The following is a 14378-nucleotide window of genomic DNA, read 5'->3' on the forward strand; positions in this document are numbered from 1 at the left end:
TGCCAATGACGGTGCAATTTCCACTACTACAAACGCATTGAATTTAGTGCTCTTAACACTCACAATTCGTGTGTCAGCTGCCGTGTCGGTGTGAAAAACCAGCGCAGACAGCTCTCAGTAACCGCCCCGCAGCCACGTGCTTTCCGGGGCTTTAATCTTATCCAGGAAGCACCATGTCCGAACTCATCAAAAAGCTGACTGAATTGCTGGAACGCAGCAAGTCGCGCCATGACGAGCTCCCACAGCAAATTCTTGACGATATCCGCGCTCACCGCTACACCGCGGCAGAGATCAACGCTGGCTTCAAGCGCGTTCGCGAACGCCTTGCTGAAGAGGCCAAAGCCTAGCCTACGATGCTGCTATGGCACGACACCAAACCTACACGGATCTGGTTGAAGGCGATGACGACACGATTGGTCGCATCGCCTATTCAATTTATAAGGGTGAAAAGCTTGCCTGGATGCAGAGCTATGAGAAAGCCCATGGCCGAGAGCCTACGGATGATGAGGTCTTCGTAAACTTCCATCACAGCGTCCCAGGCAAGCTAAGGCGCTATCGTGCCGACGCCCTCGCCCTAGTCAATCGCTACATTGACCAAGAAATGGAAACAGAGCTGATCAAATACAAGTTCGCTCTGAAAAATGACTTGGTAATCCAGAAAATCGACAAAGGCTTCTGGCGCAACACCTTCGAAAACGGCTTGGCCGGACTGTTTCAGGCTGCGATCGTTGTCGTCGTATCAACGATCTTGTGGATCTACTCTCTAACACCGGACAACATGATCTCCAACGCCAAGAAGAATCTCGGTGAGATCGTCCACCAGAGAGCACCTGAGCTCGCCAAGACTATCGCTAGCGAAGCAAACTAAGCGCCCCCACCAGGGCGTTTTTTCTTGCCTGTAAAACGCGACTACCAAACGATGCAAAAAGCATCCCAGTTGCGATATCAGGCACACTATCGGCCATGAGCGTATTGGACGAACGCATCAAATCAGAACGGGAAGCATGCGACTGGCCGCAAGCAGCACTGGCACAACGCGCTGCCAATAGAAAAGCCCCGCGATTGCGGGGCTTTTCTATTTGGCCGGCGCTACCGGCGGAGCGTACTTTACTGGACGCACAACTTCGGTGCCCCCTCCAATCGAAATTTTTTCGGGAAACAACGAGGTTTCGATGTGCTGCTGCTTGATACGCTGAGCCGAATCACAGTTCTGGCGAAGCTCCAGAGCGTTACCGAAGCGCCTCTCAGGTATAGCAGAGACTATTGTCTTGCCGGGGAATTGGCTTTTCACCATCTTGATCACAGGGACAATATCCGTGTCTGCGGTCATCACAATAGCTTTATCGAAACTATCTTTCCATGACTCATTCAGCAGAGCGAGTGCCAAACTGACGTCGCTCTCTTTTTCCTCGTGACCATCCCACGTAGCGCCACAATTCTTGCAGGATCGCTTCTTCTTCTTGAAGTTGCCCATGCACAGATTAACGCCCACCGACCCAAGCGCTTGCAAATAGAGATCATGCCTGGCAACTGAGTCAGGCAACCAGGTTGCACGAGCGGAGAAGTAGTAGACAGCCACCACCTCTTCATTCGATTGCTGAATCAACCTCTCGGTCAGTGCCCACAAGTTTACCCACTTCAGATGATTCAGGGGTTTGTTGCGCGCGTCCCTCAGCTCATCGATGGCATGATAAAGGTTGAATCCATCGACAAAGCATGCGACACGAGACTTCTTTTTCTCTTCTGTCATAGCAAGCGCACAAAATAAAACCGGCAGCACAGGCTGCCGGGGCTGTCTTTCGACAGGATGATTACCCAATTCCACAGGGAACTGAGGCCGGAAGTAAATTCCGGGAAGATTTCCATCAGCACAGGCCAATGGGGCCGCTAACGCGGGAAGATTCTTGACCGTTGGCACAGGCCAACGGGGCCGCAAAAACAACTGCGGGATGAATGAGGTGATTATTATGTATTGCAGTGCAATAGGTCAAGGCCTTACATCAATGCACAAAAATGACAAAGGCACAAATGACACACCACTTTCCCTACAACTCAGACAAGGGAATCCTACTGGCGGTTCAACGAATCCGCCGGCACAAGCACCCGAATCACTTCGTACCACCCCCCAATCAACTCAGCCGTTCCCTCCGCCTCTTCTGGGCTCAAGAAGTGACCCGCATCCTCCTCTGCCTCGGCAAAGCCAACATCACCATCCAGAGGGCACAGGTAGCCATCAGGTGTCTTCACGATCCATACCCTGCGCTTAATTCCCGACACTTTCTTATCCTCCTTTGGCACAACCGGCTGCCCACCAAGATTGGCCGCAGCCGGCAATCCATGCAACGATGCTGGCCGCAACTGCGTATAGCGACGCAGCATGCTCCACGTCTTGTGGCCTGTAACCAATGCCACCTGCTCAATGCTGTACCCCGCCTCGAACAACCTGGACGCTCCCTCGTGCCTCAGGTCATGAAAGTGCAGGTCCTCAATGCCAAGCACCTCGCATGCACGCTTAAAACAGGCACTGATACTGATCTCGGTATAAGGAAACACGCGCACGTCGTCATGGCAGGCCAGCTGCGCCTCTACGATATCCCACGCCTCACCCAGTAGCGGCAGCACCTGGTCATTGCCGATTTTGTTGCGAGGATCCTTACGATTGCGCACTACGACTGTTCGCGCCTGCCGGTCCACATCCTCCCGCAGGATACTGACAACCTCTCCACGTCTCGCCGCCATCGCCACAGCGTAGCGGAACACCGGCGCCATACGCAGCCCACGCGCCCGGGTTACGTCGTAGTTCTCAAACCAGCCCAGCAACCGATTGTACTCATCACCCTCAAGACGCCTGTCACGCTCCGCCCCCTGACCAATGAGCCCAAGCTTGCGCAAGACCGGCCGCGCCTCATCGAACGGTGCAGTCGTAACACCTACGCCCCAAACCGGCTTTGCCAGGTCGAACACCTGCCGCAAGTAGGTGAAATATTGCGAGATGGTTGCCGCACCATTTCCATGCCTCTCACGCCGCCCATTGCAATAATCCAGCAGCACGCCCGCCGTTACAGCTGTTACTGGCTTATCTCCCAGCTCTGACGCCGCCAACGTCTTCAGCACTGTGGACTTAGTTGCCCCCAGTGGCTTGAGTTTGCCAACGTACTGCATGTAACGCTCGATCAAATCACGAACCGACACCCCGCGCGCGCCCTCCCGCGAAAGCAACTCGGCAAGCCCTGCTTCAGTCCTCGCCTTAGCCTCGACATCGAGCGCCCACTGCTCCGCCAGACGCTTGGTGTCATGCGTCATAGTCTTATGAAATACAAGCTCACCACCACGTTTGATGCGGACGGTTGCTCGCCACTTTCCTTTGATCTGTATAATCGAGGCCATCGGTGTTACAGCGCGTAGCACTTCCCTGTTATTGGTAGCACTATCGTAGCACCAAGCCGCCAAAACTTCGCATCACTTCGCGTTACTTCACACAAACGCAAGCAGCTGCGAACCAGATGGAAGCCGCGCCAACACTGGAAATTGGCGCAACACAAGGCATCTGCCTTGATTGCCACGTCTCCATAGTTAAATGGATATAACAAGCCCCTCCTAAGGGCTAGTTGCAGGTTCGATTCCTGCTGGGGACGCCAAAAACCCTTCCAAGTTTGTCCAACAAGATCCACAAGACCCGCACAGCGTAAGGCTATGCGGGTTTTTTTCGTCCAAAGCAGGCCAACTACTTCCATTGAAAGCCAGGGCAGATTGGGGGTACATTTGGGGGCACCAGCAAAACCAGTCATTTTTTATACCCCCAGACTACAAGGGATAAACCATGCCGCTTACTGACTCTGCCGCCAGAAATGCCAAGCCACGCGATGATGGCAAGCCAGCCAAGCTGGCAGACAGCTTGGGGCTGATCCTACTGGTCATGCCCAACGGCTCGAAGTACTGGCGATTGAAGTACCGGTTTCTTGGCAAAGAGACCCGGCGCACCCGCCGTCCGGTCTGTTCTGCGTAGACATTGGCCAACACCGGTTCCAGTACCGTGCCCCATAGCACCGCCTGTTTGCCAGACAGGTCTTCCGGCTCGCGGCGGCCGGTCTTCTCCAACCACAGCGTCAGCGCGCTTTTGTACGGTGACAGCCCAACAGCGGATGCCGCATCGGAGGAACCAATGCCCAGGCCGCGAATCGCCAGCCACTGCTGACGGGACAGTTCCAAAGTGGATGCCAAGCGCAGGGCCTGGCCGTAACGTTCTCGCATCTCACACCTCCAGAACGGCATAAGGCCCGCCCGGGGTAACCCCGGCCGGGCCTTGCATAGTGGGAAAGTAAAATCAGATAGCAGAAGCTGACTGCGCCTCACGCCAGTAACAGCATGGCCTGCTGCAGCGCCTTGTCTTTCAGCTGCGCCCCCTGACCAAACCAGGCGGAATCCAGACGGTAGTCCTGGCTACGGGCACGACGCCGATGGTCGACATACTCGGTAACGGCATTCACCAGCCCCCAGGCGGTATTGCGGCTACTAGATAGCAGCGACCCCATACCACCACCGGCATACAACACAGACAGTTGCTGCATCGCGCGGGAGGTGACCGTGTCGTCGTCCTCTTCCTGCATTGGTTCATCCAACACTTCGGCAAAATAGCGGCGGGCCTCCTCTGGCGACACCGGCCGACGGCTGAGCGACTTGATATCACCGATGAAGCGATCCCACGACGACAGGCCAATGCCCAGCGACTCCTTCACCGCCTGCGGATCGAACACCGTCGAGTGCGGCACTTTCACCGCACCACGGCTTTCCCCTACCGCCATCTGCAGCGTGTTGTTGCACACCACGCGGATGGAGGTGAATTGCGCCGTGGTACACAGCGTGCCGTCGCAGCTGGTGGCCAATAACAAGTAGGCTTTGACCCGGTCGCCGCCCTTGAGCAGCGTTTCCTGTCCGGTACGCGCCAGCGCCCACAACTTGCGCCCACCTTTCAACACCCCTGCGGTTTCCAGCTCGAAGCCGCCGGCATGCACTAGGTCGTTATAGAAGTGCAGTACTTCGTGCGGCTGTACCACCTTGTAACGCGGTGATACCACTGACAGTGGTGCCAGCGTATCGGAGCGGTACAGCACCTTGGCGTCGCTGTGCAGCCGGATGTGCATGCCATCGCTGGACACATTGAACAGCACATCGCTCTGCTCGATGGTCCAGTTCATGCCGGCCTCGTGTTGCCACACGTCCAGCGGTTGTTGCTCCGTCAGTTGATTGCCCAACCCATGCCAGGGCGTGGCACCGACAAAGGCCATGGTTTCTACCAGATGTGACATATCACCAGCTCCATGAAAAATGCCCCAGACAGTGCCGGGGCAGATCGAGATTGCCGAGTGTCGTTGCAGACTTCGGCGTGCGTCATGGTGGTGATATATGGCTGTGAAAATCTAGCATCCTCAATGCAATACAGCAAAAACCCCGGTCAAAGCAAACAACCTACCTCAGCAGGATTGCCTGCTACTGAGCTGTGGTGGCTCTCTCACAGTTAGTCGGAGCAGCCATTCAGTGACTGCTTGGCATGAAAGCCTGTCGGACAGGCTGCACATACAACTCAGTCGATGCGTCCACTCAGCAGGGCAGCTGTCATTGGCACTTTTACGCCAAATTCCGAACTTACTCGATTCTGGCTGTTTGCGAAGCCATATTTCACATTAGCTCCTTCGATATTCCGAGTCAGTCAATACAGTGGCATTATGGTTACTCCGAAAAACTTGAAGGTCAAGGGGCTGCAACCATGGAACTGCTAGGCGGAATCATCATCGTCGCAATCATCATTTTCATCTTGAAAGCCATCGGCAGCGGTCGCCAGTCTTTTGACGATCCCAAGCCGATGACCGACCAGCATCTGCTCTCTGCCATCGCGGGACAGGCAGACTGGCTGGAAAAGATGAGCCGCACCCCCATTGAGACGCAGCAGTCCGCCTCCATTGTTGAGCTCTCCCGTAAGCGCCGTGGCTATATCGCGCAACTTTGCCTCGAAGCCTGCGCTCGCGCCGATAGAGACGACGGTAGCCCCATGTATCCGGGCGAAACTCGTCCGACCAATGCTTTCACTGAAGCCTCCGATTACGCCAAGGAGCTAGTAGTCAAGGGCGTCAGCAGCGAAAACGCGGCAGTCCGCGCAATCAAGGAGAAGATGTTCATACCAAGTGGCGCTATCTATCCCTCGCGCTGGGAGCAGTAGCCGACTCTAACGAGGTTCCAATGCCCGTAGTCGTTGCCACCAGCTCAAGGGCTATCGGCGACGACTACTAAAGCCATGCTGTCCACTACCGTATTGCTTCGTCGACGCCTTGCACAGATAGCTAGTATGGAAAAAGAACATGCTGATGAGGTCACGATGCCGCATGTACTCATGCCTCCTGTAGGAAGAGCACAAGTACCACAGCCTCTCCCCCCCCCTCTGCATGACATTCACCCAAGGCTTGACCACTCGGTTGCACATGCAGGCATTCCCCCTGCTCACATGCGCTATACGCAGCGCACTATCGTATCTGCCTCACCACCGCTACCGGATGCTCACCGCGCTAGAAAAAATTTACTCCTCGTCACCATCAAATGTAGCCACGCCAAGCGCTAATGGAGCGGGGCCGTTGTCAGAACCACCCTACCGTGCAAACCCAAGCCAGTATTGGCTTTGCGCTGACCCGGCCCTAATTCGTAACCCTATCTTGGCCAGCAAAATGCAGAGACTGTGGAGCTGTCCTAGCACCCAACCCCACCAAGAAAAAAGCGTAGATTGATCGCCATGCAGTGGCACGGTTTTACCTCGATTTCGTTGGCTAAATGGCACCTGCACACACCACCCGACAGCACCAACATCCGCCATACGTTGCCCCATCTCGCAGACAGCTTTCCCTGCACAGAACACCTTCCAGCATCCCCATCAATTATGGTGGCATCCCTGCTTGCAGTAACCACTCTCTCCCATGCGATTGGACCGGCCAGCAAAAAGACTTAGCCGCCTTACCGCATCCAAAGCAGATCACCTGCCACGACCCCCTGGCCACCGCAGCCACAAGACACTCAGAAAAATTACGAAAAGTCAAACCGAATGCTTGTAGGTAAAAAAAGTACACCAAGCACTCGAATTCCACCGCCAAAAAATCACCTGTAGATTCGCCCCCATCAACTCACTGACAGGGAAATTTACATGGCACCGCAGTCCTCTCTCCGCCTGGTTGGGCTCAAAGAAGTTGAGCTGCTGACCGGCCGTCGCAAGTCGTGCATCTACAACTGGATGAACCCCAAGCACCCCAGCCACATCCCTGACTTTCCGCTGCCGAAGAAGATAGGAATCCGTTCGATTGCCTGGATTCTTGCAGATGTAGAAAGCTGGATCTTGACCCGCACCGTTAAATAAAGGAACCAATTCAAGCACAGGTAAAATTTGAAAAAAGGAAGAAATTCCCAAACAGAAAGGAGAAAAACACCAGCAGCAAGATTATGTAGCGGGGGATCAAATACAATCTCGATTTTAACATTTGATCTTACATAGACTTTAAACAAACACAAGCAGAAAACACAACTCCATGCCATTAACTAAAAACAGATTCACATCCACAAGAAAGAAGCCAAGCTTGCTCATGAAAAATTGGGATGTAAGCTATTTAAGGAAACAAAAATCCGAAGAGTATCTATACAACAGCCTCAACTCCAATTCCATTTTACTTCACGATGATAATGGTCGAAATATCTCTCTTCATACCTACGAAGATCATCATGAACTTGCAAAAATCTTGATGACAGCCGTACAAAATATTATGCAAGTAAAAAAGACCATCTTTTCTTACGAACGAATAACTGGGAGCAACCTCTACAGAATAAAATCAACACGTACAGTTGAAAGCATTGCAATAGCCATTGCAAACTCTCCTGATCTGATGCATCTAGGAGAAGAAAAAAAGCTCCATCCATACACAAGGCTATTCATCAAGATGGTTCGTGCTAGCTCATGTGAGCTACCATACTCACTTAAAGATATTACTCGTGCCCTGCCTAGCAAAGATGTAGCCGATAAGATATGCAGCAATCTTAATGACTGGATTTTCTGGTTGAAATCTGAAGCAAAATCGGAAGCTGTTAGAACAGAATTGGGATCATGGACCAGATCCTCTAGGAAAAATAAAAAACGAGTTACCGATTACATTGCCAAAGCTTTCAAAAAGCATGCTCGGATTCTATGGATACGCTTAGACGTAGGTTACCTGTCTTACCATAAGGACACGACATTATTAGACAGAAATTTTGCTACATTCGAGGGCATCAAGCAACAGATACAAGTTTTACTAAAGCAAGATGCCATACATGGCCTTTTCAAAAACCGGATAGGGTACATGTACAAAATAGAGCATGGCCATAACAAAGGATACCATGGCCACATTCTAATTGCCCTTGATGGCAGGCATCATTGCCAAGGAATCTCCATTGCCAAGACCATTGGTGAGCACTGGAAAGAAATCACTGATGGGAAGGGCGTCTATTACAATTGCAACCAACGATGGGAGGGGTCGACATACAGTGGAATCGGCATGGTGCATCGCGAAGAAAAAGAGAAGCGTACGCATCTCTTGCGAGCGGCGGGCTACCTTACCAAGCCAGATGATTTCATCCGCTTGACCACAGAGAAGGGGGCACGATCGTTTGTAACGGGGAGGATGAAATAAAAGGGAGGCCATGGCCTCCTTTTTTATTGCTTGGCAATATATTTATTAAATAAGTCTTTTGCCTCATCGTCTTCTTTGATAATATATTTCAACCGTTTCTCAAGCGTGCTGTCACTGCACTTCAAACCATTTTTATCAACAAATATGCGCATATCTGCAAATATTAGATTGACAAAGCTACTTTGACTCATTCTGCCTTTACTGCTTTTTACCACAAGAATGTGGCGCCTTACCTCTATCGCAAGAATTTCTCGATCTTCATTCGATTTTTCATTCTTAACAGCTCCCCCCTTGCTTGCACGGAAAGTGTCTTGTGCCTTGAAGTAAAAGGCATCACCGTACGCAGAAGCTTTCCCAAGTTGTCTATAACCAGCAGCTAACTTGTCAATCCAATCAGATAGAACAACCTCCTCTTTGAATAGAGCGCTGTTGATTTTTCCTATCTGCAAGCAGCAGCGCAATGCACTAAAAAGAAAATCATATGCATCTTGCCCTATAATCGATGGAATATATACCTCATTATCAGCGGAATCACTTACCTCTTCCATTACGACATCATCCTCATCAACAAAATAAGAAGTCGAAAGAAAATCCTCTACCTGTTGATAAAAAGCCTTCCAAGCCTGATCAATTTTCACATCTATGTCAGCAGTGTTTTTACCTCCATTTCCTCTTATCACATCCAATGATTTTGCCATTTCAGAAAATTGCAATTTTACATCAAAAATAAGTTCTTCCTTTTTTTTAAAAAGTAGCTCTTTCATTAATGCTTTCCTTATCGTCAATTTAAAACATATAATTTGCCAGCCACAAGAAGATCCAGCAAGCCACCGCCCCCCCTTGCCCGAGTTGGCTGCATACACGAATGTTAACATCTACGCCATCCGCAAGTGGATGGCAACATGATAGTGCCCAGGGCAATCCCACATGCCCATCGCCCACCACCACCACAAACGCATGGCATGGTGAAAAGACCAAGTGGATGGGTCAGTAAGGTATTGCCGGCTCATCGATTTGAATCGAGAAGGGATCAGAAGGCACCATGTGCTGCACTATATGCAGCTGTAGAACCTACTCTTGCCACAATAGGTTGCTGATGGCTTTGTGATACTATTGGGCGAACTTACAAGGGCAACTGCATGTGCTAGTGGCGATCAGGAAGCCGGCCCCCAAGCACCTGGGGGTACATTTGGGGGTACATTCAAAACCCAAAACAGCAACTTCCTTATCTAGCATAGCTTTCCTGGCACAATTCGATTACTGCTGGGCCCGCCCGCCTGCTGGCCGCGCGGGTTTTTTGTTGTCTGCTGCGGCCAACTACACTGGAGTATCCGTCCGCAGGAGGCTGCAGCATGAAACCCCGTTACCGGCAGGAACGCGACTCCTTTGGCGACATCGCCGTGCCCGCCACGGCACTGTGGGGCGCGCAGACCCAGCGTTCGCTGCAGCATTTCGCCATTTCCAGCGAACGCATGCCGCCAGAGCTAATCCTGGCGCTGGCCCGCATCAAGCGCAGCGCGGCGGTGGTGAATGCCCGGCTGGAGCTGCTGGATGAGGCGCTGGCCAGCGCCATCGTACAGGCGGCCGAGCAGGTGCTGGCCGGCCAGCACGCCGACGCCTTCCCGCTGTCGGTGTGGCAGACCGGCTCCGGCACCCAGACCAATATGAACATGAACGAGGTGCTGGCCAATCTGGCGTCGGAGCTGCTGGGCGGCCAGCGTGGTAGCGGCCGGCTGGTGCACCCCAACGATCACGTCAACCTCGGGCAGTCATCCAACGACACCTTTCCCACCGCCATGCATGTGGCGGCCGCCAGTGCCATCAGCAGCCAGCTGCTGCCGGCCTTGCAGCGCCTGCATGCCACCCTGGCCGCCAAGGCGGCGGCGTTCGCCAGCGTGGTAAAGATCGGCCGCACCCACCTGCAGGACGCCACGCCGCTAACGCTGGGGCAGGAGATCTCCGGCTGGGTGGCGCAGCTGACGCATGCCGATGGCGCCATCCGCGCCACCCTGCCGGCGCTGTGCCAGCTGGCGGTCGGTGGCACCGCTGTGGGCACCGGGCTGAACACCCACCCGCAGTTCGGCCAGCAGGTGGCGGCACAGTTGGCCGCAGAAAGCGGTCTGCCATTCCGGGTGGCCGACAACCTGTTTGCCGCGCTGGCCGCGCACGACGCGCTGGTCGGCGCGCATGGCGCGCTGAAAACACTGGCAGTGGCGCTGATGAAGATTGCCAACGATGTGCGCTGGCTGGCATCCGGCCCGCGCTGCGGGCTGGGCGAGTTGCAGCTGCCGGAAAACGAGCCCGGCAGCTCCATCATGCCCGGCAAGGTCAACCCCACCCAGTGCGAGGCGCTGACCATGCTGTGCTGCCAGGTGCTGGGCAACGATGTGGCGCTGGCCATCGGCGGCAGTGCCGGCAATTTCGAGCTGAACGTGTTCAAGCCGCTGATCATCCACAACTTCCTGCAAAGCGTGCGCCTGCTGGCGGACGGCATGGCCAGCTTCGACGTCCACTGTGCGCGCGGCATCACCGCCAACCGCGCGCGCATCGACGAGCTGCTGGGCAATTCGCTGATGCTGGTCACCGCGCTCAGCCCGCATATCGGCTACGACCGCGCGGCGGCCATCGCCAAGCATGCGCACCAGCACGGGCTGAGCTTGCGCGACGCGGCGCTGGCGCTGGGCGAAGTCAACGGCGAGCAATTCGATGCCTGGGTGCAGCCGGATAGCATGATCTGACGGCCAACAGCGGCCAACGTGCAGCCATGCGCGGCGAACATTGCTAGAATGCGGCGCTTCGCATGCTGTTGTCCGCAACCCCGCTGCCCGCACCCGCTGCCGGCGGCCCCTAACCGTGAACCACCATGAACCTGCTGCAACGTCTGTCCATTCTCGCCATTCTCGGCATCGTGCTGGCCAGCGCGGTGAACCATTTCCTGCTTAAGCCGCAAGCCGCCGCGCAACAAGCCAACGCCGCCAGCAGCCAGGCGCAGTAATGCGCATGGCCGCCCAAGGCTGCCTGCCGACGGCATTTGCCGCCTGGCCGCAGCACCCGCTGTATCGCAGCCTGGCGCCGTGGCGCGATGCCGCGCAGTTCGCCGACTGGCCCGCGCAGGCCGAATACGACGCCTTGCTGGATCATGCCCGTGGCTGCGGCCAACCTTTGCCGGCCGCGCTGCGCTTTGCCTGCGACCTGGAGCCGGCGCAGTACTACGAGATGCACATCGGCAGCAGCGGCGAGATTCCCACCCGCACGCACAACTGGCACGACTGGTTTGGCGCGCTGGCGTGGCTGTCGTGGCCGCAGAGTAAACTGGCGCTCAATGCCCGCCACGTGCGCGCCATCGAGCGCGGCGAGGTTGGCCGCGGCCCGTTCCGCGATGCGGCCACGCTGCTGGATGAATGCGGGGTGATCGTGCCGGTCTGCGACGACGCGCTAGCCGCCGCACTGCAAGGCATGGATTGGCAGGCGCTATTCGTGCAGCACGCCGCCGCCTGGGGAAGGCGCATCGACAGCCACGTGCTGGGCCACGCGTTGTTCGAGCAGGGACTGGCGATGCATATCGGCTGGTGCGGCAAGGCGCTGCTGCTGCCGGTAGCCGAGGATTTCTTTGCGCTGGACTACTGGCAGCGCCAGCAGACGCTGGATGCCAGCTTGGCCGCACTGCTGGCGGACGATGGCTGGTTGGCGCGGCCGCGCGCGCTGCTGCCGCTGCCGCTGCTGGGCATCCCCGGCTGGTGGCAGCCGCAGGATGCCGCCTTCTACGGCAATAGCGACTATTTCCGCCCGACGCGACGGGCGAACTCCGCCACGCTGTACTGAGCCAGATCGCCCATGGTGGGCTGCAACAGCTTCTCCACCCCGGCGGCGATGTCGTCGTCGCCATCGCCGCACTCCGGCCGGTAGACAAACAGGCGGAACACATCGGCCAGCAGGATGTGCTCGGCGCGCTTGAGCAACACCCAGCTGTCGCCGGCGCCACGCTGCACGTAGCCGGCCTGCGCCAGCTTGTCCAGCACGCTGCCCAGCTCGTCGTAGCCGACCTTCACCTCGCGGCGCAGGTCTTCCGGCCGCAGTGCCAGGCCGTCGTCCTGGGCATGGTCCAGCATCACCAGCGCTTCCACCGCATCCAGAAAACGCCGCCGCGGTTCATTGCGCCGCTTCCACGCCGCGCCTTCCCAGTACGAGAACGAGGCGGTGAGTACCGCCCCCATCAGCACCACCAGCCACAGGCAGAACAGCCACAGCAGCAGAATCGGCAGGCTGGCAAAGGCGCCGTACACCAGCTGGTAGTTGGCAATCTCGCCGATGTAGAAGCCGAACACCAGCTTGGTGGCTTCCAGCAGGATGGCAGTCACCAGCCCGCCCAGCATGGCGTGCTTCAGCGGCACATAGCGGTTGGGCAAAATGCGGAACAGCAAGGCCAGCACCAGCATGGTCAGCCCGATGCTGCCCAGCGCCTGCAGGCTTTCATCCAGCAGCGGCGAGATGCGCTCGATATGGGTGGTCTTGAACAGCAGCCGCCAGCCCAGCAGGCCGCCGCCCAGCACCAGCGGCCCCAGCGTCAGCACCGTCCAGTACACCATGCTCTGCTGCAGCCACGGCCGCGCGCGGCGCACGCCCCAGATGCTGTTGAAGGTGCGTTCCACCGTCGACATCAGCATCAGCGAGGTCACCCCCAGCATCACGATGCCGGCGGCGGTAAGTTTTTCGGCATTGTCGGCAAACTGGCGCATGTAGACGGTAATCACCTTGCCGGCGAACTCCGGCACCAGCGTCGACAACAGCATCACCTTGAAACGGGTGCTGTAGTCGGAAAACACCGGAAACGCCGACATCACCGTCAGCGCGATGGTCAGCAGCGGCACCAGCGCCAGCAGGGTGGTGAAAGTCAGGCTGCCCGCCACCTGCAGCACACGCTGCTGCGCCAGGCGGCGACGGATGAAGTCGGCAAAGCCGAGCACGGCGGGAACGGGAAAGGACACGGTAATGGCAAGCCGTTAAAATGCGGGTCGCCAATGTTAACCGATAGGACAGTCCATGCAGGATATTCTGGTGCTTTATTACAGCCAGCACGGCGCCACCCGTGAACTGGCGCGGCTGATCGCCCGCGGCATCGACAGCGTGCCCGGTTGCCGCGCCCGCCTGCGTACCGTGCCCAAGGTATCCACCGTATGCGAGGCCACCGCCCCGGCAGTACCGGACAGCGGCGCCCCGTACGTGGAAAAGCAGGACCTGGCCGAGTGCATCGGCCTGGCGCTGGGCAGCCCCACCCGCTTCGGCAATATGGCGGCGGCGATGAAGTACTTTCTGGATGGTACCGCACCGGAATGGATGCAGGGCACCCTGGTCGGCAAGCCGGCCTGCCTGTTCACCAGCAGCAGCAGCCTGCACGGCGGCCAGGAATCCACCCTGCTGTCGATGATGCTGCCGCTGCTGCACCACGGCATGCTGATCATGGGCCTGCCGTTCACCGAACCGGGCGTTGTCCACACCACCACCGGTGGCACGCCGTATGGCCCCAGCCACGTCAGCGGCAGCCAGTACGTGGCGCTCAGCGACGACGAAAAGAAGCTGGCCATCGCCCAGGGCAAGCGCCTGGCCGAGGCAGCGAAAAGGTTGGCCGCAGGCGCTTGAGCCGCAGCGGTAGATACGACAACGCCCCGCATTGCGGGGCGTTTT

Annotated in this window: 15 protein-coding genes, 1 tRNA gene and 1 pseudogene; 11 read left to right on the forward strand and 6 right to left on the reverse strand. The window is 56.4% G+C overall.

Translation table 11 applies throughout. The annotated features are described in order from the left end of the window. Nucleotides 1–173 precede the first annotated feature (173 nt). Nucleotides 174–347, forward strand: coding sequence for a hypothetical protein (locus ABNW52_RS03290; RefSeq protein ID WP_349583966.1), 174 nt, complete (start codon nt 174–176; stop codon nt 345–347). Between the two features lie 14 nt (nt 348–361). Continuing rightward, entirely contained in the window at nt 362–868 is a 507-nt protein-coding gene (locus ABNW52_RS03295) for a hypothetical protein (RefSeq protein ID WP_349583969.1), read from the forward strand. A 207-nt stretch (nt 869–1075) separates the two neighbouring features. On the opposite strand, the gene ABNW52_RS03300 is transcribed toward ABNW52_RS03295, so the two are convergent. Both ABNW52_RS03300 and ABNW52_RS03305 read right to left on the reverse strand, forming a co-directional pair. Continuing rightward, nucleotides 1076–1825: an NYN domain-containing protein gene (locus tag ABNW52_RS03300; protein WP_349583972.1), complete on the reverse strand. Its 750-nt coding sequence runs from the start codon at nt 1823–1825 to the stop codon at nt 1076–1078. A gap of 242 nt (nt 1826–2067) precedes the next feature. Further along, nucleotides 2068–3387: a tyrosine-type recombinase/integrase gene (locus ABNW52_RS03305; protein WP_349583975.1), complete on the reverse strand. Its 1320-nt coding sequence runs from the start codon at nt 3385–3387 to the stop codon at nt 2068–2070. Nucleotides 3388–3563: 176 nt separating this feature from the next. Here ABNW52_RS03305 and ABNW52_RS03310 point away from each other — a divergent pair. Then, a tRNA-Arg gene (locus ABNW52_RS03310) sits at nt 3564–3638 on the forward strand. A 166-nt stretch (nt 3639–3804) separates the two neighbouring features. On the opposite strand, the gene ABNW52_RS18595 is transcribed toward ABNW52_RS03310, so the two are convergent. Next, complete coding sequence (locus tag ABNW52_RS18595) at nt 3805–4251, reverse strand: YqaJ viral recombinase family protein (RefSeq protein WP_465270721.1); 447 nt, start codon at nt 4249–4251, stop codon at nt 3805–3807. A gap of 98 nt (nt 4252–4349) precedes the next feature. After that, nucleotides 4350–5306 (reverse strand): DUF932 domain-containing protein, encoded by a 957-nt coding sequence (locus ABNW52_RS03325; RefSeq protein ID WP_349583978.1) that lies wholly within the window; start codon nt 5304–5306, stop codon nt 4350–4352. Nucleotides 5307–5764: 458 nt separating this feature from the next. On the opposite strand from ABNW52_RS03325, the gene ABNW52_RS03330 reads away from it, so the two are divergent. From ABNW52_RS03330 to ABNW52_RS03340, 3 genes are all read left to right on the forward strand, one after another. Beyond that, nucleotides 5765–6214 carry a hypothetical protein gene (locus ABNW52_RS03330; protein WP_349583980.1) on the forward strand — a complete coding sequence of 150 codons (450 nt, stop codon included), beginning with the start codon at nt 5765–5767 and terminating at the stop codon, nt 6212–6214. A 969-nt stretch (nt 6215–7183) separates the two neighbouring features. After that, entirely contained in the window at nt 7184–7393 is a 210-nt protein-coding gene (locus ABNW52_RS03335) for a helix-turn-helix transcriptional regulator (protein ID WP_349583983.1), read from the forward strand. Nucleotides 7394–7616: 223 nt separating this feature from the next. Beyond that, nucleotides 7617–8696 carry a YagK/YfjJ domain-containing protein gene (locus ABNW52_RS03340; protein ID WP_349583986.1) on the forward strand — a complete coding sequence of 360 codons (1080 nt, stop codon included), beginning with the start codon at nt 7617–7619 and terminating at the stop codon, nt 8694–8696. 23 nt (nt 8697–8719) lie between these two features. Here the strand turns inward: ABNW52_RS03340 and ABNW52_RS03345 are convergent, their stop codons facing one another. Continuing rightward, nucleotides 8720–9460, reverse strand: coding sequence for a hypothetical protein (locus ABNW52_RS03345; protein WP_349583988.1), 741 nt, complete (start codon nt 9458–9460; stop codon nt 8720–8722). A gap of 588 nt (nt 9461–10048) precedes the next feature. Here ABNW52_RS03345 and fumC point away from each other — a divergent pair. From fumC to ABNW52_RS03360, 4 genes and pseudogenes are all read left to right on the forward strand, one after another. Further along, nucleotides 10049–11434, forward strand: coding sequence for a class II fumarate hydratase (fumC, locus tag ABNW52_RS03350; RefSeq protein WP_349583991.1), 1386 nt, complete (start codon nt 10049–10051; stop codon nt 11432–11434). 59 nt (nt 11435–11493) lie between these two features. Further along, nucleotides 11494–11547, forward strand: a pseudogene (locus ABNW52_RS18530) (LEPR-XLL domain-containing protein); the annotation flags it as partial. 12 nt (nt 11548–11559) lie between these two features. Beyond that, entirely contained in the window at nt 11560–11691 is a 132-nt protein-coding gene (locus ABNW52_RS03355; protein ID WP_349583994.1) for a hypothetical protein, read from the forward strand. 5 nt (nt 11692–11696) lie between these two features. Further along, entirely contained in the window at nt 11697–12518 is an 822-nt protein-coding gene (locus ABNW52_RS03360) for a DUF3025 domain-containing protein (RefSeq protein WP_349583997.1), read from the forward strand. Here ABNW52_RS03360 and ABNW52_RS03365 read toward each other — a convergent pair. Next, nucleotides 12473–13681: a YihY family inner membrane protein gene (locus ABNW52_RS03365; RefSeq protein ID WP_349584000.1), complete on the reverse strand. Its 1209-nt coding sequence runs from the start codon at nt 13679–13681 to the stop codon at nt 12473–12475. The two genes, ABNW52_RS03360 and ABNW52_RS03365, sit on opposite strands and share 46 nt — an antisense overlap. 55 nt (nt 13682–13736) lie before the next feature. Here ABNW52_RS03365 and wrbA point away from each other — a divergent pair, with 55 nt between their 5' ends. Continuing rightward, complete coding sequence (gene wrbA / locus ABNW52_RS03370; RefSeq protein ID WP_349584003.1) at nt 13737–14333, forward strand: NAD(P)H:quinone oxidoreductase; 597 nt, start codon at nt 13737–13739, stop codon at nt 14331–14333. The last annotated feature ends 45 nt before the right edge of the window (nt 14334–14378 follow it).

The organism is Vogesella oryzagri, assembly GCF_040148885.1.
Taxonomy (GTDB): Bacteria; Pseudomonadota; Gammaproteobacteria; order Burkholderiales; family Chromobacteriaceae; genus Vogesella; species Vogesella oryzagri.